The sequence below is a fragment of the Chitinophaga varians genome (assembly GCF_012641275.1).
Lineage (GTDB): Bacteria > Bacteroidota > Bacteroidia > Chitinophagales > Chitinophagaceae > Chitinophaga > Chitinophaga varians_A.
This window is the reverse complement of sequence record NZ_JABAIA010000002.1, coordinates 41749-63601: the sequence shown is the minus strand read 5'-3', so window position 1 is coordinate 63601 and position 21853 is coordinate 41749. Positions and strand designations below refer to the sequence as shown.

Here is a 21853-nt window from a genome sequence, read left to right as displayed (position 1 = left end):
CACGCCGGCTTTCAATTTATCAACAGCTAAAAACTAGTACTTATCAAACCACAGTTTGGTGGTCAGCAGGTCTGCGCCTTGTCTGGCAACGGCCGCCTTGTAATTGGTGCCGTTGAGCGCCTGTTCACTGGAGGGATATTTAAATCTTACCGGCATACTGCCGCCCAGCGCGCCGGCATAGGCAGCCTTCAGCTGGGGATAGTCCAGCCTTCTCCATTCGGTGAAGCCTTCGATGCCCTGACCAAAGAGTGCCAGCCATTTCTGTTCACCGATACTTTTCTTAAAGTTCAGCGCGTCATAAGCTACGCCTGGTTGTACCGCATAAACAGCAGCAGCGGCTTCAGAGAGACCGTATTGCACAAAGGAAGCGGCGATAGCCTGATTATACAGCGTGAGCGGGTCACCGGCAACCAGGCCGCGTTGCGCTGCTTCTGCCAGGATAAACAGTTGTTCGGCATAGCTGAACAAAACCGCTGGAGCCGTGGTGGCGGTAAACACCGCACCCGCATCGGATGTTTTGCTGAATCCCAGTCTGGCAGCGGAATCGCTGGGAAGACCGTTGGTCACGCCGATGATCACATTGGTATCTTTGGGCATGGTAGCGTATATGCTTAACCGTGGGTCGTTCAAAGCCTTCAACTTATCCACAATGGATTTGCTGATACGGTAGTCATTGCGGGTTTCGCGGTTGCGGCCTACCGGGTTCTGGTTGGGCGATGCGAGGTAGTTGAGTTTCACCACAGCGTCTTTGGGCAACAACGCGCCGGCACCGCCGGCAGTCACCTCGTCAAATACCGTTTTGGCGATTGTCGGTTCGCGGTCGGCTATACGTAAAGCGATACGTATGCGCAGGCCGTTGGCAAACTGCTTCCAGCGGGTAACATCACCGCCCAGGAGGATGTCGCCATCGATATTGTTGCTGCCGGGCGTGATGGTGGCCGCAGCTTGTTTCAGCTCGTCCAGCAAACCGGTGTACACATCTTTCTGGCTGTCGTATACCGGTGTCAGGTACTGAGCGATCTGGCCAGCCTGTTTGTAAGGCACATCACCATAGAGATCAGTTAGCTGCTGGAAAATCCAGGAGCGCATGATCACGGCCACGGCTTTATAATTGGGGTTATGCAGACTATCGCCCAGCTGTGCCAGCGTGGTAAAGTCTTCAATACCCTGTGCATAAAAATTGCTCCACACGTTCTGTGTACCGGTAGCACCGGCAATATAACGGTCGGCGTCCGTGTATTGTATTTTGGACCAGTACTGTACATACAACAGCGTTCCGTCCATGGCCGCATCAGGTCCCCAGTAGGTATCCACATTGGCTTTGATGCCGTTGCTCAGCAGGTAATCCGGCTGTACGGTGACAGGTTCGTTCGGGTTCTTGTTGATCCGCTCCAGGTCTTTGCGGCAGGAAGCCAGCAGCACAATAGCGAACAACAGGTAAGTTGGTATCAACAATTTTTTCATAATCCGGTGCGTAATTAAAATGAAACATTCAGGTTAACGCCAATGCTGCGGGTGGTAGGTATTTGCAGTGTCTCCAGGCCCTGACCGTTGCCGGTATTGAAAGCGGTTTCCGGGTCAATATTGGGAACATGTTTCTGCAGATAACCCAGGTTTCTGGCCACCAGCGCAATATTCACGGACTGCAGCTTCCAGCGGTCAGTCAGTGTTTTGGGCAACGTATAACCCAGCTTGATTTCACGCAGCTTGATAAAAGAAGCGTCAAAAACGGAGCTTTCATTCAGGCTGCTGTTGTATACGGCTTTGTAATAATCCTCTGCGCCCAGGATGACGTTATTCTTTTTACCATCCGCCGTATAACCGTCGAAGATGATACCATCATGGTGTACTTCGGCGCCATTGGGAGCGGTAGCGGAATGTGACGGCAGCTGGATATTCTGTTGGCCGCTGCGGTAGTAAGGCAAACCACCGTGTTCTTCATCACGGCCTGGCAATGTGGTGGCCAGTACACCGGTATAGTTACCGGTATAGTTGGTGCCGGAATAGATAGAGCCGCCCTGTTTGGTGTCTATCAGGAAACCGAGGCTGAAACCTTTAAAGGTGAAAGTATTGTAAATACCACCTGTCCATTTGGGCGTGTAATAGCCCAGTATCTTTTTATTGGGGTCGATGGCCGGCGTACCGTCAGCATTAACGATGATCCTGTTTTGTGCGTCACGCTGGTACGCTGCACCATACAGTGCGCCATAACGTTGTCCTTTGCTGGCCAGCACCTGCATATTGCCACTGCTGCCCAGTACGTAGTTGTTCAGGAAACCTTCCTTGTCCAGTTCCACTACTTTGCTCACGTTACGGGCGTAGTTAACGTTAACGTCCCAACGGAAACCGGAGCGTGTAGACACCGGCGTTACACCCAGCATTACTTCCACGCCTTTGTTACTGATCTCACCGGCGTTCATCAGTTTTTTCAGGTAGCCGGTAGTGGGGCTCACGTCTGCCAGCAGGATCTGGTTGCGGCTGTTGGACTGGTACCAGGTGAGATCGAGGCGAATGCGGTTATCGATAAAACCCGCTTCCAGTCCCAGTTCTGTAGAGCTGGTAATTTCCGGTTTCAGGTTTCTGGCGAGGAACTTATCCGATACGGTCAGCAACGGATATTGTCCGAATGGCTGATTGAACGGGTAGGTGTTGATCAGTTGATAGGGATCTGTGTCTTTACCTACCTGTGCCCAGCCGCCGCGGATTTTAAGCAGTGTCAGGGCTTTGCTTTTAATGTTCAGCGCGTCGGAGAGCACAAGGCTTCCATTCACGGAAGGATAGAAATAAGAGTTGTTTTCTACCGGGAGCGTGGACGACCAGTCGTTACGGGCTGTCACGTTCAGGAAGGCGTAGTTGCGGAACCCGAGCTGTGCAGAACCGAAGGTGCTGTATACCCGCTGCCTGGTGAACGAGCTGGTAGAGATCAGCGGATCACGGGAGTTGTTGAGCGTATACACGTCCTTCACCGCCAGTTTCGGCGCCTGCTGATAGTTTTGTTCAAACCGGTTGTTACGGATGTTACCACCTGCGAGCACGTCCAGGTTGAAGTCATGGCTCAGTTGCTTTTTGGCGTTGAGGGTAAACTCTCCGTTGGTTTCATTTACCATGTAGGCATCTTCTGTATAAGAGCCAAAAGGAGTGCCGTTGGTATAGTAAGCGATTTTGTATTTTCTTCTGTCCTGATAGTAGTCAGTACCGATGCGGAAGTTAGCGGTCAGCCAGTCGGTGATTTCGTATGACAGGCGGGCGTTTCCGAAGAAGCGGTTACGCAGCTGGCTGACAGTATTTTCATTTTGTATCCAGTAAGGATTGCTATAGTAGCTGTGGTTCCAGTTGTAGTCGGTGCCATCGGGGTTTTTATAGTCCCTGAGCCTGGCCACGTCCACCTGGCGGCCAAACCAGATAAACTGTAAGGTAACGCTGTTGCCTCTTCTGCCGTCTACGCCGGGCAGGTTGTCTGCGCTGCTGCGGATATAATTGGCGTAGGTATTAAGCGTGAGTTTGGGCGCAATGCGGAAGGTGTTGCTGGCCGTGAAGGTATTGCGGGTGATGCCCGTGTTAGGCAGAATACCTCCCTGTTTGGTGTTATTATAAGAAAAACGGTAGTCTATTTTTTCAGAGCTGCCACCTACAGCCAGACCGTTGTTAAGCGTATAGCCGGTCTCGTAGAAATCCTTTACGTTGTTGGGATGTGGCACAAACGGCACGGCTTCGCCATTGGAGAAGAACTGCGGGATAAGACGGCCGTCCATTTTAGGGCCCCAGCTTTCGTCTGTACCGTCGTTAAGGCCACCGCCTTTACCATCTTTATAGGAGAACTGTCCACCGGCGCCCTGACCGTACACGTTCTGGAAGTCAGGCAGGATCAGCACTTTGTCGAATGTGGCGTTGGAATTGACGGTGACGCCTAAGCCGCCTTTCACGTCCTTGCCTGTTTTTGTTTTGATGAGGATTACGCCGTTAGATGCGCGGGAGCCGTACAATGCCGCCGCATTGGGGCCTTTCAGCACGCTGATGGAAGCGATATCATCGGGGTTCACATCGGAGATGGCGTTCGCGAAGTCACGGCCCGTGCCAACGCCCAGCTGGCTGTTGTCTACCGGGATACCGTCCAGGATAAATAGTGGCTGGTTATTCCCTGCGATAGAGGTTTCGCCGCGGATCACGATACGGGAAGACCCGAGGCTGCCCTGGCTGTTGGTTACCTGTACGCCGGCAATTTTTCCTGACAGCGCATTGACGAGGTTCGTTTCCCTTGCTTCGGCTATATCCTTTGATTTCAGTTCCTGCACCGCATATCCCAGTGATTTTTTCTCTTTGGAGATGCCCAGCGCGGTCACCACCACTTCCTGTAGTTTGCTGTCAGATGTTTCCAGCGCGATATTCACCACGCGATTGTTGCCTACCGGCACCAGGGCTGTCTGGAAACCGATAAAGGACACCTGTAAAGTATCGGTAGCGTTGGCATTGATCGTATACTTACCATCAGCATCCGCTTGTGTGCCGCGGGAAGCGCCTTTTACCCGTATAACAGCACCGGGTACACGCTGTGCATCGTTGCGGGAGGTGACTACCCCGCTTACCCTGATTTCCTGGGCAAAGCTCTGCTGTAGCCACAATAATGCGGGCAACAGGCCGAGCAGCCTTTGTACGTACTTCATTCGTAACTGGTGATTTAAAAATAGTTTTGGTCGTTGGCGGACAACTATGGTTCTTCCGTTTACTACCGATTTGGTTTTGGTCTTTGCAGTTGGTGTACGATCGTTGGTGTGATCATGGCTGTACAACCGTCAGGAATGACAATCGCGTGCACATGACCAGATATCTCGCGCAAAAGTAATCAAGATTTATTAATCTACAAAACCGATAGACTAAACATAAATCTAATTTATTTGATTATTACTGATTTTTCTGCTTCTGATCATCTATCATCAGCATATAAACGGTTGATCAATAGATCAATATATAGGGTGACGGCCGGGCAGGGCATCACTATAATTAATGGTTATGGGAGATAATGACGGGGAATAAGCAGGAGGAATCCCCGGGCACAAGCCCGGGGACGATCAGCTCAAAGGCAACAGGGACGGTCAAAAGGGCCGTCCCTGTGATGATGTTACGGGTTCAGTAATTTTTTCAGCTCGATCTTACAGGTATCGAGGTTGGCAGCAATAAGTTTATCCTGACAGATGGTGCCCTTGTATCTGATAGTGATTTTGTTTTTACGCAGTACGATCTGGTAGTATTCGGGGGCATCTGGTGAGTTTTCCCAGGTAACAATGCCTTTTTCTTCAATACCGCCGGCTACTCTGTCTTCAATGAGCGCATTGATTTTTTTGCGCAGGTTGTCAGCGAAATCGAAGGAAGTTTCATTTTTTACCAGGCAGGTGGTGTCGGACACCGGTTGGTAATGGATTTTTGCAGAAGCGGGCCGTTGGCCGGCAGCCATTAATAACAGGGCAGCTGGCAACAGCAACAGGTGGAATTGGAGTGTGCGTTTCATGGCAAGAGAAAATTATGATAACAAGGAAATAGGTAATAGCAATGCCGTTGTGATGTTTGGGTCTCAGATTTTGGTTACAGGTTCGATCTAACTCATTATTAAAATACTTCATTTATCGCACTCCACAAAATAAATAAAGTATAGGCGTAGGGGTAACCGGCCCCTGAAGTGTCATTGCTCCAAAGGCCCGGCTACTGGTATTTTTTCATCACGCTGTACAGCACTTTGTTGTCGGTGTCTGGTGAGGGGAGAACGGTGTCCTGCGGCATAAAGTGCCGTTTAAAGGCTTGCATGGCCGCGGTGGTATCTTTCAGGTCGTAGCCGATGATACGAAGGGCCTGCCATTTATCGAATGCGGGAGGAACCGTTATCCGGGCAGTGTCATCGTACCAGAGGCCGAAACCTTTTGCCGCCAGCTGTTGCCAGGGGAAATACGCGCTGGGGTCTACTTTACGGCCGGGGGCAATGTCTCCGTGGCCCACAAAGTTGGCAGCGGGGATATTGTAACGATGCTGCAGCGTGTCCAGCAGGATGATCAGGCTATTGATCTGTGCGGAAGAAAAGGGTTCTGCGCCGTTGTTGTCAAGCTCGATACCGATGGAACCGGAATTGATATCGGTAATATTTCCCCAACGGGAAGCGCCGCCATGCCAGGCGCGGAGGTAATCATTCAGCATATGGTGAATGGTACCATCACGGCATACCACGTAGTGGGCACTTACCTGCGTCCGCTCCAGGGTGAAGGTTTTCAGTGTTTGTTCACATGAATTTTGCGCAGTATGATGGATAATGACCATATTCGGTTTGCGGAGATTGTAATTGGTGGTGCCAGCCCACCATGCAGGCCTGATGCCGTTTTCGCCGGGCAGGGCGCCGGGCTGTTCGCGTATCACATGCGCGTACCCTTTGGCTTTCTGCCGGTATATTTTATTGGTGGCCGCATACGGAGAACGCGCGCAGTAGCTGCACAAGCCAATAACCGCAGCCATACAGGCCCATCTTGTCAGGTGTCGGATAGTGTTCATCTGTATATGTTAAAGTTTATAAAAGATGCCTGGATAAAGATAATAAAACATAACAATGCCGTGTTTTTAAGGCTATATTGTGAAAAGTTCCGTCTTTCCTATATATTTACATTTTTCATAATGCTCATCAGAGCAACAAAACCTACGCTGACTTGACTGTTATTGCCTATTACTTGTTACTGCCAGTAATTTACTTTGTTTCATTGCTGCCTTTCCGGATGCTGTATTTCGTCAGCGACCTGCTGTACCTGCTGCTGTACCGGCTGCTGGGCTACCGGAAAAAAGTGGTAATGCAGAATCTCCGCAATTCTTTTCCTGACAAAAACGAAGCCGAGCTTAAAAAGATATGCAGTGATTTCTACCACTACCTCTGTGATCTTTTTCTTGAAACGTTCAAAACGTTGACTATCAGCAAAAAAGCGATGGTACAGCACTGCCGTTTCACCGATGAGACGATTGCCCTCTTTGAACAGCTGGCAGCGGACAAACAGAGCGTGGTGCTGGTAATGGGGCATAAAGGCAACTGGGAATGGGCCGGCAATACCTTCAGCATCCTGTGCCGGCAACAACTGTATGTGATCTATCACCCACTGGCCAACAAACATTTTAATGGCCTGATGTATAAAATGCGCACCCGCTTCGGCACCAAACTCATTGCCATGCAGGACACCTTCCGGGACATGGTAAAAAACCGCGACCATGTGAGCGCCACAGCCTTCATCGCTGACCAGGCGCCACAGCCCCAGACAGCGCACTGGATGACCTTCCTCCACCAGGATACGCCTGTGTTCAAAGGAACAGAAAAAATTGCCCAGAAATTAAACTACCCGGTAGTATACGTCAGCGTACAACGGGACAAAAGAGGCTACTATACCGTATCCGCCCATATGCTTACGGCCTCCCCTTCTACAGAAAAAGAAGGCGAGATAACTGCGTTGCATACACGCCAGCTGGAAACAGATATCATTACGCAACCTTCCACCTGGCTATGGTCCCACAAACGGTGGAAACACAAGCGACCAACTGTTCAACAATAAAGACAACTGTATTTTTTACGAAATCGACCCACCATTATGCTGCAAGGCAAAGATTTGATTTTGGCTACCAAGCCATATGCATGTGAGGAAAGAGCCAAGAGCTGGCTGTACCTGTTTACCACTTTATGTTTGTTAGGGCTGGCCCTTGCCAGCACTCTTTTGCTGCCACTGCCCTTCCGTATAGCCGGCAGCGTGCTTTCCGGTCTTTTAATTGTACGGATGTTCGTCATCTATCACGACCACCAGCATCATGCCATCCTGCATAATTCCCGCATAGCGAATGTGATCATGACTTTGTTTGGCATTTATGTGCTGGCGCCCACCAGCATCTGGAAACGGTCGCACGATTACCACCATAAACACAATTCAAAGCTTTTCAGCGCCAGCATAGGCTCCTACCCGATCGTAACGCGCCAGCGCTTTGAGCAGCTGTCCCGCGGCGAACGGAGAAGTTATTTGTTTACCCGCCATCCTGCCACTGTTGCGGCAGGCTACCTGTTTATGTTCCTGATCGGTATGTGCTGGCAGTCCTTTACCAGCAGCCCCCGCAAACATGCGGACTCCCTGCTGGCCATGGTATTGCACATCGCCGGCAGCATAGCAGTGTTTTATTTCCTGGGATGGCAAAGCTGGCTGTTCTTTATACTCATACCTTTTACCATAGCCTGTGGCATCGGTGCATACCTCTTTTATGCACAGCATAATTTCCCGGGTGTGGTGTTTAATGACAACGACAACTGGTGTTATGACAAGGCAGCGCTGCTGAGTTCCAGCTACATGCAGATGCACCCGTTAATGGCGTGGTTTACCGGCAATATCGGTTACCATCATATCCATCACCTGAACGCCCGTATTCCTTTCTACCGTCTGCCACAAGTGATGGAGGCGTTTCCTGAACTGCAACAGGTCACCGTTACCACATTGCGCTTCCGCGATATACGTGCCTGCTTCCGGCTAAAAGTGTGGGACCCGGAAAGGGGCCGCATGATTGGCCTGCGGGAAGTTTGCGCTATCAGGACTGAGGCGCAGCAGGCATTCCGTGCGCCTGCAGCAATTCACGGATAATACCTCTTCTGGTCTCCAGCATCAGTTTCGTTAGTTCCCGGGTAGCCTGTAATACCGGCGTGCCCGCCGTATGCGGAGAACCCGCCCGGAAAGGCGGCGCCGGGTTGTATTCCAGCTGCAACTGCACAATACGGGCCAGCTCTTCGCCGCCGATCATGGCAGTAAGCGTAAGCGCAAAATCAATACCGGCCGTTACACCGCCGCCGGTGATACGGTTACGGTCTCTCACCACCCGCTCTTCCACCACATCCACGCCGAGCATACGCAACAGCTCCAGCGAACGCCAGTGCGTAGTGGCTTTATATCCCTGCAACAGCCCTGCGGCCGCCAATACCAGCGCGCCCGTGCAGACGCTGGTAATATATTTTGCGCCCGCCGCCTGCCGCTGCAGAAAATCCAGCACCGTGCGGTTAGTCAGCAAAGGATTGATGCCTTTCCCACCAGGGACAAACAGGATGTCCAGCTGCGGACTGTCGGCCAGCGCCACGGAAGCCTGTACCGTCAGGCCACCCTCCACCTTCACGGGAGCAGTGGATTCTCCCAACAGCACCACTTCAAAACAGGGCGCTTTTACAAATACATCATAAGGGCCGGTGAAGTCCAATATGGTCATGTCCGGGAACAGGAGCATGCCTATTTTGAGTTTCTGCATACGAAGGACTTTTGATTATCTACAATATAATAAATGATCCTGCTAGATGGGCATCAGCGGTGCTGCTCATATCTGTTGACCGGCAATACCTGTTGCAGTTGCTGTATTTCCGTTGCTGTAAGCGGCACCGCGCCGGCGGCAGCCAATGCATCCTGTACCTGTTGAGCGGTACGCATGCCCACTACGGCCGTCGTGACGGCCGGTTGTTGCAGCACATACCGTAACGCCGTGGCCGCTGGCCCTCTGCCGGCAACGGACAAACGTTGTGCCGCCGCAGCGGCCTTTGCCACATCGGCAGCATCGTAGTTGAGGTATGGCTCCGGCGCTTTATTAACCAGCAGGCCTTTTGCCACGGCGCCTCTTACCAGCACACCGATGTTGTGTTGTTCCAGCAACGGGAAACAACTTTCTTCCGGGCGGCGGTCCAGCAGGCTGTATTGCATCATTACGCTCACGATATTGGACCGTTCCACAAAAGTCCGGATCACATTGGGGCGTATGGAGGATATGCCATAATAACGGATTTTTCCTTGCTGCACCAGCGTTTCAAACGCCGAGATGGTTTCGTCCGCAGGGTCTTCCAGGGTGCCGCCGTGCAACTGGTACAGGTCAATGTAATCCGTATTGAGCCGGCGCAGGCTCTCTTCCACACAGGACAGGATATACTCCCTGCGTGGATTCCAGTCCCAGCCGCTGCCGTCCGGCCGCCATTGGTTGCCCACCTTGGTGGCAATGACAACATCCTGTCTTTTGCCCTCCAGCGCTTTCCCGAGGGTGATTTCATTCCGCCCGTGATCATACAGGTCGGCGGTATCGAAAAAGTTGATGCCTCCGTCTATGGCCTGTTGTACCAGGCGGGCGTTGTCTGCATCGTCGCTGCCCAGCGACATGCAGCCGTAGCTGATTTCGCTGATGTGCAGGTCTGACCTCCCTAACTGATGATATTGCATAAAAGCGGGTTTTAACAGGTTTCCGGCTATCGCTTCCGCAGAAGCATACCAGACGAAGTTAAAAAAGCGGGGCAGTTTAAACAAACGCCCCATGCTTAACCCATGACTCATCAGTTGTATAGTACAAGGCCGCCTGGAAAGGCGGCCTATGCTGATATTGATCTTACCATTCTCAATCCGTCCTTAATCTGAAAATCTTTAGCAGGACCGCCTGGACAAACGGTCCGTGGTTAAATTCCACCGTTTCGCTTATGAATAGAGCCTGTTTATTTTTTTATTTATGATGAAGGTTGCGGTGCAACCTGAATTGTCTGGCAGGGGACTGTCTGAAAAGACGGTCCCTGAAGCTGAATCAATCGTACTGCGAACAAGCTGTTGATAGCAGTTGCCCACATGGTTCATATGGCACTTTTAGTGGCTTTGGGAATTGTCATGCGAGGCGGAAAACCGGACCATCTGGACAGATGGTCCTTTCCTTTCCTTCTTTTACATGGCATTCCAACATTTATGTAGTGGCCCGTTTACCGGCAGCAAGACGTTTTCTGAGGGGGACCGCCTGGAAAGGCAGTCCCTTCAGCCTTCATCTTATATACCTGCATTTGGACTCAGAAATTTCTTTCGGGGGACTGTCTGGAAAAACAGTCCGTTTCATCCACCTATTCCCATAAAAATTGCTGTTGAATCAGTAGCAATGGTTGGTCAAAGCAGTTTTGGCTAGTTAGGCCAGCAATGAGCAAAAAAGCAGCAATGATATTTTCCGAGGAAGGTACATGTCTGGCGATGTGCGTTGAACAAAAAAGCGTGCATAATAGATCGGGTTTTGAAGGGCAGCTGCCTTGGTACGTATCAAACAAGCTGTTGACGCCTGTTTTCAGACAAACAATGGGGCGGCAGTTGCCGGAGTTAACATTGGGTAATAATTTCCGTTTAACCTTTCCTGTTACCAAAAACCCACCGGGGTGAATGCTGGTGTCAGTACTAAATGTTACTATGCAAAGATAAAACGCCAACCGAACAAAGAGACAGTCATCCGGGTTATCTGACTAATGAACAAGAGTGAACACACCTCTATCCGCTGGTCAAATTGAACAAAACAGCGGCTTTCACATACCGAAAACATTTGTTGGCACGTTTTTCAGTATATATACAATATAAATCCCCATTCTATGCAACAACAGATCACAGGCGCTTTTCTGGGTACCGCCATTGGCGACGCGCTCGGTGTTCCGGTTGAGTTCAAAACCAGGAGCTACCTCCAGGAAAATCCCATCCGGGAATTTATTGGTTATGGATGCTGGAACCAGCCTCCGGGGACCTTTTCAGACGACACCTCCCTTACCCTTTGTACAGCAGAAAGCCTCACTCACGGATATAACCTTACACATATGGCCCATACCTTCCTGAAGTGGTATGCTGACGGATACTGGGGCGCACATGACAAGGTATTTGACATCGGGCATACTACCCAACGTGCTTTAAGGCGGATAGGCGCCGGCACCTCTCCTTTGTTCTCCGGTGGTTTTGAAGAATTTGAAAACGGTAACGGTTCCCTGATGCGTATGATGCCGGTAGCCATTTACCTGGCGCGGGAAGAGAGCATCAAACAACGTTATCATATTGTTAAAGAGGTATCAGGTATCACGCATCTGCATTTCCGCTCTGTGATGGCTTGTTTCATATATGTGGAGTTTCTGCGGAACCTTTTAACAGTAAAAGACATACAGGAATCTTACCAGATCATGCAGGCGGCGGTGAATGATTTTATCATAGAACAACAGTTCAATCCGGCGGAGATCAGGATTTTCAACCGGATATTACAGGATAACATTACCAATCTGACAGAAAACGATATTCAGAGCTCCGGTTATGTGGTACACACGCTGGAAAGCGCGCTCTGGTGCCTGCTGAACACCGGCAATTACCAGGATGCCGTGCTGGCAGCTGTCAACCTGGGCGGCGATACCGATACCACCGGTGCTGTAGCAGGAGCTGCCGCAGGCCTGCATTACGGGCTGGACAGCATTCCTGTGGAATGGGTACAGGCCGTGGCGAAATCGGCTAAAATCATCGAATTGTCACAACAGTTCACGGATGCGCTTAGTACGCCTTCTGCCTGAGTTTCCGCTTAAACTATTTGATCTGGTATCAGTCTAAACATTATAATCCGAAGAAGATGAAAAACAGACTTTATATGCTGTTTGTGTTGATTGGGCTGTTATGCACAACTACAGCAACCGGCGCATTTGCTCAACGTCATGGTGGTGGCGGAGGACATTTTGGAGGTGGCGGCGGTCACTTTGGCGGAGGAGCAAGAATGTCCGCTCCCAACTTTGGTTCCCGTAGCAATTTCAGCGCTCCCAGAACAATGGCTCCTGTAAACAGGGGATTCTACCACGGCTACCGCGGACCTGTTTACCATGGAGGCGTTTATTACAGCCATGGATGGTATGGACCAGGCTACCGTCGTTATTACCGGTACCGTCCTTACTACTTTCCTCCCATTGGATTCTATGTTTCCACCCTGCCATATGGCTACTTTGCCCTTGGCCCTCAATTCGGCCCGATTTATTATTCCGGCGGGACTTACTACGAATCTGACAATGACAACAACGGCTACCGTGTGGTAGATCCGCCGATGGGCGCAGCTGTTCCGGACCTGCCGGATGGTGCTTCTGAAATACAGTTCAACGGTAACACCTATTACGAGCTGAATGGCACCTACTATCAGGAAACCATGACTGACAACGGCCGTCGATTTAAAGTGGTGGGTAAAAACGGTAAGATCGGCGATACAGTGGTTACGCCACAGGATAACAACAACAATAACAACAACACCAACAATGGCACCGAAGCTGTTCCTGGTGATCTTCTGAAAGCGCTCCCTGAAGGCAGCCGTTCTGTACAGATCAACGGACAACAGTACTTCCTGTCACCCGACGGTATGTATTACCAACAGGTAAATACCAACAATGGCACCGGTTACCAGGTTGTCGGTAAAATGGACGCAGGCCAATAAAACAAAGGAACGAACAACATAAAAGGGCGTACCCTCATCCGGTACGCCCTTTTTTTATACGCTTTTACCAGCTGCTGCTGGCGCCGCCGCCCCCGGAAGATCCGCCTCCCCAGCTGGAAGAAGAGGACGACGAAGAGGAAGAAGACGAAGAAGATGATGATGATTCCCTGATACGGGGTATCTCAAAACGGTAGTCGTGTTTATAGGAACATATCGCACAGGCGTAGGTAGTGATGCCCCAACCAGCCGCCCTGGTAGTGGCTCTCTTTTTGGTGACAGACTGTTTGGCCTCCAACGCAATATAGGAGCAATGCGGACATTCGGACATCGCCGTGTTCACATTGGTATAATCCAGTACCATCCGGTGATCGCAGGTATCACATTTCCAGACGTCATAATCCACTGCCATCAGGTCTTCTTCTATCACCTGTTCTTTTTTAAGGTAGACATCTTCGTCTTCCTCTGAGAGCTTATGCAAGGCATGGGAACAGTCCGGGCAATCGTATGGGCTGTTGCGCAGCTTGTCCATGCGCCGTTTCAGCCCTGCCAGATAAAACCAGAGCGGAAGCGGGAAAACGTATTTCGCCGCCCTGAACCTATTGGCGGTGCGGGAGTGACTTAACCATTGCTGTTGACGGTCTTTGTCGCGCAGGATGCTTTTTGCCCTGATGGATATCACCAGCACCGCGATGATCATAAACAGCGTCCACAGGATATAATAGAGCACAAAGGCCGTAAAGAAATTGACGGACCAGCCTCGTTTAAAAGCCAGGAAGTTAAGGGTGACGAAGGCCGTCACATGAATGAAGAACAGGCCGGCCAGACCAGGACGCAGAAAGTCGTTGGGCAGATCTTTGATTCTCACCGGCATGGGGTCGCTGCCTTTTTTCTGCTTCGGCTTTTTCCCAAAGAACACGTTCATCATAGCTGCCGAAATAACCAGCCAGAGGAAGCCCGCGAAGTAAGTGCTGCCGCCGAATTCTCCTCTCACGGCGTAGTCAGTCGTTTGTGAGGGCTGCGTCACAAAAGGCCGGGCATTGGCGACATATTCGTCCGCAGTAAGGCCCGAAGGCACCGCTCCAGCTGCCTCATTGGGATCATTGGAGATTTCAGCCGGCGCTGGAGATGGGACGGCCACCAGCCCCTGTGGCTCGGGAGCATCCCGGGTGTCCCCGGCGTCCGGCAGCAGGGAATGGTCTTCCACCGGTTGCTGCATGTCTTTATCATAGGCATAATTGCCGCTATGCAGCTGGGCGGAGATGGATTTCAGGCCTTCTTCAAATGCCTGGTCATAATCCGCGTTTTTGATATACGGGATCATATAGTCCTGCTGGATACGGAAACAGATCACGTCAGGCATATCCGCTTCCAGTCCTTTGCCGGTTTCAAATACCAGCCGGTGGGCATCCTCCACCAACAGTACCAGGAGGCCGTTATTGGTACTGGCATTTCCGATTTTCCAGTAGTTGAACAGCTTGTGGGCAAAATCGCGGGGCTCATTGTCGCCGATGGTTTTCAGCAGTACCATGGCCACTTGTGCCCTGCCGCTCTTATCAAGGGTGGCCAGTTTTTCATTCAGGCCGTTTACCGTTCCGGCAGTAAGTAGATGATCGGGGTTACTGATATAGCCGCCACCGCTTTTTTTGGGGTCCGGCACGTCCGCTACTGAGTACTTCGTTTTCTGGCCGGCGCAGGACATTAACAGGGATACCAACAACAGGTACAAAACATTTCGCATAACAACGGGTGATTCAGGCAATCGTCAATTAAAAAAATAAGCCGGAACGAAGTCCTGGCGGATTTAAAAATACTATATTTTAGTATCTGTACGTTTAAGATATTCCGGCCATCACCGCAGTATTTTCAACGGCAATGGCAAATATTACATAATTTAGTGATGATTCTGGCAGTCATCGCTGTCACTATTACTATCATTCAATACCGCGCACATGAAAAGGCTTTTTGTATTGGTTGCCCTGATTTTTCCGCTGGCTTTAAGCGCACAGACCAAGCTGTCGGAAACTGTTGCCGCAGATTTCTCTGCCCGGGTGGCCCATCATTATACATTGAAGAATGACTCCATTACCGGCTATATCGCGGAGCAACTGAACCGCAGTGGTTCCGGCGGACTGGACATTGACTCCACCATGTTCAACCTGAAAAACGATCTTCCTGCCCTGGACGCAGCGTTGAAATACCTGTACCAGTACAGTGACTGTAACCGGCAGCGGTTCATCGCCAATCTGCGCAATATGGACCTGCAAACCAACAGTGTTTTTCCACTGGCCACTTATACCGCCAATAAATATAAGAACGATACCAAAGCGCTGCTGGAAGACAAAAGCGATTTTCTGAAGACTTATACCGGTCCGGTGACCGGCAAACAGGCCCCAGCCGCTATTGCGCAGGCCGCAGCCTCCACCAGCAACAGCACCACGGCTTCCGCCGGTGAAACAGCCGCTGCCGGTACTGCCACCACAACTACAGAAGGCGCTGCTCCTGCAGCCGCTACCACCACTGTGGCGGATACACGCAGCTGGGAGGTGAAACCGCTGTTCCAGGTGCGTACACCGGAACAACTGGTGGAAATGTACGGTAAAGACAATGTGACGCAGCGCGAAGCCACCGATCTGGCAGGCACCAAAGAAGGAGAAGCTTACGTGATCTATCCTGACACCGACGACGAACTGGAAGTACAGTTTGACGGCGAAAACGGCAACATCCTTACCTTTTCCCATTTCCCCTCCAAATGGAAATCTCCCTACGGCATCAAAGCCGGTGATCCGCTGGAGAAACTGATCAAGGTAAACGGCCGTCCTTTCCGTATCAATGCTTTCGAATGGACCAACGGCGGCCTCGTAAGCGACTGGCAGGGCGGTGCCCTCGAAGGCAAAGGCGTTGTCATCCAGCTGAAAGCCAACAATACCGGCGATCCCAAACAATATGACCAGGTGACCGGTGATAAAGTCCTTCGTTCAGACCTCCCCGTATTAAAAAAACTGGATGTGATTATTCAATCGGTGGCGTTCAAAAGCAACTAAATCATTAACGGATTTACGAATTTGTTGATTTACGAATTTAAAATGCAGCGGAGATTGCTCTATGTCGGGTAATCTCCGCTGCATTTTTATTCACAAAATCGTAAATCAAAAAATTCATAAATCTTTTTTTATCTTGTTTGTATGAAACAGACGATAGTTATTCTTTTCTTTGCCATCATGGGAATTTCCACGAGCATACAAGCACAGACCAAAAAATACCCGTCGCTGAACCATATCGCGATTTATGTTGTCAGCCTGGAGCGCGCCACTGCTTTTTACCGGGACGTTATCGGCCTCGAAGTAATGGACGAACCTTTTAAAGACGGCCGCCATAGCTGGTTCAAGGTTGGGGACCATAGTCAGCTGCACATCATCTCCGGGGCCGCCAAAGCGGAAGTACACCCCAAAGACACCCATCTTTGCTTCAGCGTTCCCTCCATGAAGGATTTTATCGCCGTGCTGGCACAGCACCACGTCACCTACGAGGATTGGCCAGGCAAACCCAATACGATCAACAAAAGAGTGGACGGCGTACAGCAGATCTATTTCCGCGACCCCGACGGCTACTGGATCGAGATCAACGACGATAAATACTAAACTTCCGGGCAGCAGGTAACAAAAGACCGGTCATCTCCCTAAAAAATAACAGGCGGGAGTGGTCTTTTTTTGTTAAATTCAGTGACCACATTCCAAGATTATGTCATTACTACTGAATGTTCCTGCTGCGGAAGAAACCGAAGCCAAGTCAAAAGGGGCTTTGTGGGACGCCAACCTGCAAACCTGGTACCTGCCGGATATCAACTATGATCATATCATGGAGGTAGACAAATGGATTACTGACCGGGACACCGCCATCATCCTGTCTGACGAAGTGATTATTGCCCATGCGCAGCATACCTGTCCGCATTGCCGGAACACCACACCCGTCATCGCTATTGGCAGCGATTTCTTTTATGAAAAAGACATGAACGAGCGGGACGAACTGGTATGGTTTGAACTGGATTTTTTCACGCTGTTTCAACAAACATCCGTTATCTCAGCCCATCTGTTCAATTTCTTCAGGGACAACTACCCGCTTTACAAACAGGGCCCGGCCAAAAGCGCAGATGGTTTCTATTGGTGCAACCATTGTGAACATTGCGGTAAAGACATTGACGATGCCACGCTTTTTGCCGAACCAGGCAGCGTCTTCAACCCGGACAATGCCACAGCCGCCACCGCCATTACCCTGCGTACCTTTCCGTTTAAATACGCGCCACACATAGACGCTGATTACAATATGAATGAGAATGTGCGGTTGATCAATGAATTTGCAGGCAGAACATAGTCATTTAAGGATTTTTTGATTTACGATTTTTTGATCGATAAAAAACGAAGACCGAAACGAATAAGTTAATCGTTTCGGTCTTTTTATTCACAAAATCAAAAAATCTCTAAATGATTACGGTTTCTTATAACCGTCTTTTGTGGCTTTTTCAGCCATGGTCACCATTCTTTTCTCGGTGTCGGGGTGAGAAGAGAACAGCTGGGCGCCTTTCTTTTTCTTTTCGCCGTTATTAGCTTCCTGGGATGCTTTCCACAGTTTTTCAAAGGCAGTGGACATACCCCATGGATTCAGTTTATTCGCTTTCAGGAAATCATATCCATAGTTATCGGCCTGGCTTTCCTGGCCACGGGAGTAGGCCGAATTAGCGACCGCCTCGCCCAGGTCACCCAGCTGGGAATCGCTCAGGGCTCCGGCAGCACCACCTTGTGAAGACACACCGTCTTTCAGGGCGGAAGTCATCAGCGCCGTTTTAAAGGCGTCTTTGGAATCTTTGTTCTTTACATGCCCGATCTCGTGACCGATCACACCCATCACTTCATCATCTGTCATTACCTTCATCAGGCCGGCGCATACGCGCACACTCCCGTCCGCACAGGCAAAGGCGTTGATGTCCCTTACCAGGTACACTTTGAAGTTCAGGTTCATGCCTTCATAATTAGCAGCATTGGCTGTCAGTTTAGCCAGCCGTTGGGCCAGCGGATCATCAGCAGGAGCTACCGGGTTATGCTCGTCCATCCACTGGATGTACTCTTTGGTGTATTTGATGACTTCATCATCACTCAGGGTAACAGCTTTCGCAGCTTTCACACCTGCACCAATGGTTTTGGAATTGAGTTTGAACTGGGCGCTGGCAGTAGAAGCCAAAGCAAGGGTAATAGCACAAACAATGCTACAGCGAGTAAAAACAAACATAAAACAACTGTTTAGTTAGGAAATGGTTTAAGGTTAAAAAACATTTGCGCAGCGAAGATAAAGTGAATACACGAAATAAAAAAAGCTGCCTTTTATACCAAGGCAGCTTTTTGTTGATAAAGTATTACGGATTGGGCAATTTCAGGTCTTCCAGTTTTTTCAACTGCTTAAAATCAAAACAATCCGGTGGGAACGGGTTATAATCCAACCGTAGTTTTTCCAGCTGCTGCAGCCCGTCCAGGGCCGCAGGCACCTGTGTGAACCGGTTACCTTGCAGCTCGGCAGTGACCAGTTTAGTCATCGCCGTAACAAACGTCATGTCAGGAATTTCGCAGAACTCCAGGCTCAGATGCTGCAGGTCGCGGCAGGCAGCAAGTCTTTCCGTATGTTTCAGCGGCACATAGGCCATCCAGAGTTTTTTCAGGCGCACTTCTATGCCTGTCAGGTCGGGGATTGCCAGCTCCCTGTCATGTTTACGCCCAACACGCAACTCCACCGGCAGGGTAAAAAGAGATGCCGGTATTTCATCTGTTGTAATTCTGACAGACAGCTCATTCAGCGGCAGTTGCCGCAGGTAATCCACCAATCGCGGCAGGTCAGTCGTTTCACTCAGGTCAAGATTCACTGATCTGACATGCTGAAAATGGGCCAGCACATCAGAAATATCGCTGGCAGGCATGTCCCGCAGCACCAGGCTGTTCACCCGGTAACCTTTAGCTTCTTGTCTTCTCACCATCTGAAAAGCCAGTACAAAAGCGCAGGCATCCAGTTCGGGGTGAACGTACAGCACCCGGCAATCATCTTCCGGCCTGTCTTTGAACCGGGCCTGCCAGGAGGATTTAAGATGATGCTGCAAAGTAGCCGATGCATATTTGCGGAACAACGTTCTGGATTGTTTACGGATGGCCAGGTCCTGATGAAACAGATGAATAGCCGCCAGGTAACTGAGCAACACCTTACCGGCGCCGCCACCTTCAATCATTTGCAGCACCAGCTCCATATTGTTGCTATGCTGATCTGCCAATAAACGTGTAATCTGCTCCGTTAGCTCGCCGTTTTCCTCCGTCATCAGGAAAGGAGTGTCATCTCTTATTTCCTGTGCCTTGAGATGGTCTTCCAGAATATACTGATGGTCTTGCCGGAAAAGTCCGTTGACAGCATCTTCCGGGACATTTTGCCCCAGGAACAAGTGCGTGGCCGCTGTTATTTCTTTCACGATAACAGCGCCACGGTTTTGCAGCAGCTTTGCCAGTGATTTTTTATCTCCCAGGGTAGGCGTACCTGTTACATATACTTTAGCATCCGGTATATTGCCGGCTGCATCGAAGGGATAAGGCAACAACACATGCAATGCATCATATTGGTGCGACAGTAATCCGAAAGCTATTTCCCGCTGATGTCCATTTGTTATTTCCATAGAAGCCATCTGCGCAAACGCTGCACGGTAGGGCTTCAGCGGGCCTTTATCTTCCAGGGCGATGTGGCCTCCTTTGGCACGGCCCAGCGCCAGCGGGACCACAGGCTTTTTCTCCTCCCAGTTGCGGCCATAAAGCGCATCGCGTGTGAAACGGAGGTGAAGCCTGTCCAGGTGAGACAGCTCCAATAATGATTCCGGTAACTCCATGGAATCAACGTAACAAATAGCTTCCTTTAGTGCCGGCAGGCCTTTCAGGCATGCTATATACCAATCAAATGACTGCGCTCTTGTGCCGAAATCGACTAACCTCAAGCCTGGCAGGCGTTTCAACTGTGGCACGATATCGTTTGGATCAATGGTCTGGTAGTGATCAAAATTGAATGTTTCTATGGCGGGCAGCTCAAAAAACGCGTCCGGAAGCTGTGTTGTTCCGTGGGGCAATCCCAGCAAGCGAAGACAAGGACACTGCTTTAACAATCGTGTATCCTCTTCCGTTATATGTGGCACTCCTAATTCTTCGAGCCGCGGCAGCTGTGCGATCCCCGCGAAGTCTACTCCTGAAACGGATTCCGGCAACGTCAGCTTGCGCAGGCCTGTCAACCGGTACACCCATTCGGGCAGTTGGCGTAATGTTTCACTTTGCAGGAAAAGCGCCTCCAGCCCTGTCAGCCCGGCAAGGTCCGGACAGTCCTGAAAGGTACCTCCGGCAATGTCTAAAGTTCTTATCCAGGACATTTGTGACAGCGATGCCGGCAACACATCGAGGTCGTAAAGGCGCATCATGGTCACATGCCGCAGCTGCGTAATATCATCCGGCAACGTTTCCTTTCCATTGACGATATACGGTTGCAGGTTGCTGGTACTAAAAGTGGTACATGCCGGATTGTCTTTTATCATGTTGATGAAGAAGGGCACAGGCAACGCGTAGTGGGTGTTAATTTCCCGCAGCTTTTTTAGCTGTAGCAAAATCTCCGGCACTTCCTCAAAATAGTTATCATTCAAATCAATAGATTCCAGGCCTTCGAGGAGGGTAATGGACCCCGGCAGGGACTTCAGGCCACAGCCCTTTAACCGCAAACGTTTCAGCTTTTTACAATTGGCCAGCACACGGAAGGCCTGGTCAAAGTCGAGTCCTTTATTACCGTTGAGCGCCACTACTTCCAGTTCCTGTAGTTCGCCCAGCTCATCGGGCAGCAGGGTGAGCTTATTATATTTTATATGCAGCTCTTTCAGTCGCGACAGCTCTTTGATCGCCGGAGGCAAAACAGCAATACTGTTGGAAGAGAGGTCTAATATCTGTAAAGCCGGGAATGCAGCAATTTCTTTCGGCAGGGTTTTAATTTCATTGAAGCGCAGGTTCAGTTCTTCCAGTTTCGGCATGCCGGCCAGGTTTTTAGGGAAGGTGGTAAACCGGTTGGTCCGCAGGTTGAGGATACGCAGTTCTTTCAGTGCCTGAATGCCGTCCGGCAGTTCTTTTAGCTGGTTGCCCGTGATTTCCAGCGCTTCCAATCCGGTTAACGCGCCGATGCTGTCTGGCAGCTTGCCCATTTTGGTTTTCGTCATGCCAAGGCCTTTGAGATTGGGCAGTGCCGCCAGTTGCTCTATGGCATTGGCATGATCGAGCCCTTCGTTATATCCCAGATCGAACTGCACATGAGGTATATGTGCAGCTTCTTTCACATCAGGCATTTTCTTCAGACGCTTGCTATGCAGTACAAATCTCACTTTGGGATGCGGGCAATCTTTGGCTTCTTTTAAATCGTTCAGTTCTGTAATACCGGGCTCGGCGTACATCTGTCTGTGTTCCATGGTTTTTCAGGTAAGGGATTGATAGTTTTTATCGCCATATAAAGAAAGAAAACTTTCTGATACCATCAAAAAGGTTTGCCTGATAAATAGAACATGAAA

16 protein-coding genes are annotated in these 21853 nt (G+C 50.3%); 7 read left to right on the top strand and 9 right to left on the bottom strand.

The genetic code is table 11. The features are described from left to right. Positions 1 to 33: 33 nt before the first annotated feature. From HGH92_RS14830 to HGH92_RS14815, 4 genes are all read right to left on the bottom strand, one after another. Positions 34 to 1464, bottom strand: a complete 1431-nt coding sequence (locus HGH92_RS14830; RefSeq protein WP_211092649.1) for a SusD/RagB family nutrient-binding outer membrane lipoprotein — start codon at positions 1462 to 1464, stop codon at positions 34 to 36. Between the two features lie 14 nt (positions 1465 to 1478). Next, positions 1479 to 4661, bottom strand: coding sequence for a SusC/RagA family TonB-linked outer membrane protein (locus tag HGH92_RS14825; RefSeq protein WP_168871591.1), 3183 nt, complete (start codon positions 4659 to 4661; stop codon positions 1479 to 1481). A gap of 455 nt (positions 4662 to 5116) precedes the next feature. Continuing rightward, a complete protein-coding gene (locus HGH92_RS14820; protein WP_168871590.1) occupies positions 5117 to 5503 on the bottom strand; it encodes a hypothetical protein in 387 nt (128 codons plus the stop codon). Between the two features lie 191 nt (positions 5504 to 5694). Further along, positions 5695 to 6528, bottom strand: coding sequence for an N-acetylmuramoyl-L-alanine amidase (locus tag HGH92_RS14815; RefSeq protein ID WP_247654945.1), 834 nt, complete (start codon positions 6526 to 6528; stop codon positions 5695 to 5697). A gap of 173 nt (positions 6529 to 6701) precedes the next feature. Here HGH92_RS14815 and HGH92_RS14810 point away from each other — a divergent pair, with 173 nt between their 5' ends. Together HGH92_RS14810 and HGH92_RS14805 are read left to right on the top strand one after the other, a co-directional pair. Next, positions 6702 to 7565 carry a lysophospholipid acyltransferase family protein gene (locus tag HGH92_RS14810; protein ID WP_247654944.1) on the top strand — a complete coding sequence of 288 codons (864 nt, stop codon included), beginning with the start codon at positions 6702 to 6704 and terminating at the stop codon, positions 7563 to 7565. Between the two features lie 60 nt (positions 7566 to 7625). After that, positions 7626 to 8630: a fatty acid desaturase family protein gene (locus tag HGH92_RS14805; RefSeq protein ID WP_247654943.1), complete on the top strand. Its 1005-nt coding sequence runs from the start codon at positions 7626 to 7628 to the stop codon at positions 8628 to 8630. Here HGH92_RS14805 and HGH92_RS14800 read toward each other — a convergent pair. Together HGH92_RS14800 and HGH92_RS14795 are read right to left on the bottom strand one after the other, a co-directional pair. After that, positions 8578 to 9282: a DJ-1/PfpI family protein gene (locus HGH92_RS14800; protein WP_168871587.1), complete on the bottom strand. Its 705-nt coding sequence runs from the start codon at positions 9280 to 9282 to the stop codon at positions 8578 to 8580. The two genes, HGH92_RS14805 and HGH92_RS14800, sit on opposite strands and share 53 nt — an antisense overlap. Before the next feature lie 53 nt (positions 9283 to 9335). Further along, a complete protein-coding gene (locus tag HGH92_RS14795) occupies positions 9336 to 10343 on the bottom strand; it encodes an aldo/keto reductase (RefSeq protein ID WP_317166414.1) in 1008 nt (335 codons plus the stop codon). Positions 10344 to 11398: 1055 nt separating this feature from the next. On the opposite strand from HGH92_RS14795, the gene HGH92_RS14790 reads away from it, so the two are divergent. After that, positions 11399 to 12349 (top strand): ADP-ribosylglycohydrolase family protein, encoded by a 951-nt coding sequence (locus HGH92_RS14790; protein WP_168871586.1) that lies wholly within the window; start codon positions 11399 to 11401, stop codon positions 12347 to 12349. Positions 12350 to 12405: 56 nt separating this feature from the next. Then, a complete protein-coding gene (locus HGH92_RS33605; protein ID WP_211092648.1) occupies positions 12406 to 13248 on the top strand; it encodes a DUF6515 family protein in 843 nt (280 codons plus the stop codon). A gap of 64 nt (positions 13249 to 13312) precedes the next feature. Here the strand turns inward: HGH92_RS33605 and HGH92_RS14780 are convergent, their stop codons facing one another. Then, entirely contained in the window at positions 13313 to 14986 is a 1674-nt protein-coding gene (locus HGH92_RS14780) for a TPM domain-containing protein (RefSeq protein ID WP_168873208.1), read from the bottom strand. A gap of 211 nt (positions 14987 to 15197) precedes the next feature. Here HGH92_RS14780 and HGH92_RS14775 point away from each other — a divergent pair, with 211 nt between their 5' ends. The 3 genes from HGH92_RS14775 to HGH92_RS14765 all read left to right on the top strand — a co-directional run bounded on the left by HGH92_RS14775 (position 15198) and on the right by HGH92_RS14765 (position 17616). Beyond that, positions 15198 to 16289, top strand: a complete 1092-nt coding sequence (locus HGH92_RS14775; protein ID WP_168871585.1) for a hypothetical protein — start codon at positions 15198 to 15200, stop codon at positions 16287 to 16289. A gap of 141 nt (positions 16290 to 16430) precedes the next feature. Beyond that, on the top strand, positions 16431 to 16886 hold the full coding sequence (locus HGH92_RS14770) for a VOC family protein (protein WP_168871584.1): 456 nt from the start codon (positions 16431 to 16433) through the stop codon (positions 16884 to 16886). Between the two features lie 100 nt (positions 16887 to 16986). After that, complete coding sequence (locus tag HGH92_RS14765) at positions 16987 to 17616, top strand: DUF5710 domain-containing protein (protein WP_168871583.1); 630 nt, start codon at positions 16987 to 16989, stop codon at positions 17614 to 17616. Between the two features lie 114 nt (positions 17617 to 17730). On the opposite strand, the gene HGH92_RS14760 is transcribed toward HGH92_RS14765, so the two are convergent. Together HGH92_RS14760 and HGH92_RS14755 are read right to left on the bottom strand one after the other, a co-directional pair. Then, on the bottom strand, positions 17731 to 18528 hold the full coding sequence (locus HGH92_RS14760) for a M48 family metallopeptidase (RefSeq protein ID WP_168871582.1): 798 nt from the start codon (positions 18526 to 18528) through the stop codon (positions 17731 to 17733). A 124-nt stretch (positions 18529 to 18652) separates the two neighbouring features. Further along, positions 18653 to 21754, bottom strand: a complete 3102-nt coding sequence (locus HGH92_RS14755) for a leucine-rich repeat domain-containing protein (protein ID WP_168871581.1) — start codon at positions 21752 to 21754, stop codon at positions 18653 to 18655. Positions 21755 to 21853 lie beyond the last annotated feature (99 nt).

Bases quoted from the DNA above. Each gene is read 5' to 3' on its own strand.
- HGH92_RS14830 (WP_211092649.1), bottom strand. From the start codon at position 1,464: ATGAAAAAATTGTTGATACCAACTTACCTGTTGTTCGCTATTGTGCTG.
- HGH92_RS14825 (WP_168871591.1), bottom strand. From the start codon at position 4,661: ATGAAGTACGTACAAAGGCTGCTCGGCCTGTTGCCCGCATTATTGTGG.
- HGH92_RS14820 (WP_168871590.1), bottom strand. From the start codon at position 5,503: ATGAAACGCACACTCCAATTCCACCTGTTGCTGTTGCCAGCTGCCCTG.
- HGH92_RS14815 (WP_247654945.1), bottom strand. From the start codon at position 6,528: ATGAACACTATCCGACACCTGACAAGATGGGCCTGTATGGCTGCGGTT.
- HGH92_RS14800 (WP_168871587.1), bottom strand. From the start codon at position 9,282: ATGCAGAAACTCAAAATAGGCATGCTCCTGTTCCCGGACATGACCATA.
- HGH92_RS14795 (WP_317166414.1), bottom strand. From the start codon at position 10,343: ATGAGTCATGGGTTAAGCATGGGGCGTTTGTTTAAACTGCCCCGCTTT.
- HGH92_RS14790 (WP_168871586.1), top strand. From the start codon at position 11,399: ATGCAACAACAGATCACAGGCGCTTTTCTGGGTACCGCCATTGGCGAC.
- HGH92_RS33605 (WP_211092648.1), top strand. From the start codon at position 12,406: ATGAAAAACAGACTTTATATGCTGTTTGTGTTGATTGGGCTGTTATGC.
- HGH92_RS14780 (WP_168873208.1), bottom strand. From the start codon at position 14,986: ATGCGAAATGTTTTGTACCTGTTGTTGGTATCCCTGTTAATGTCCTGC.
- HGH92_RS14775 (WP_168871585.1), top strand. From the start codon at position 15,198: ATGAAAAGGCTTTTTGTATTGGTTGCCCTGATTTTTCCGCTGGCTTTA.
- HGH92_RS14770 (WP_168871584.1), top strand. From the start codon at position 16,431: ATGAAACAGACGATAGTTATTCTTTTCTTTGCCATCATGGGAATTTCC.
- HGH92_RS14765 (WP_168871583.1), top strand. From the start codon at position 16,987: ATGTCATTACTACTGAATGTTCCTGCTGCGGAAGAAACCGAAGCCAAG.
- HGH92_RS14760 (WP_168871582.1), bottom strand. From the start codon at position 18,528: ATGTTTGTTTTTACTCGCTGTAGCATTGTTTGTGCTATTACCCTTGCT.
- HGH92_RS14755 (WP_168871581.1), bottom strand. From the start codon at position 21,754: ATGGAACACAGACAGATGTACGCCGAGCCCGGTATTACAGAACTGAAC.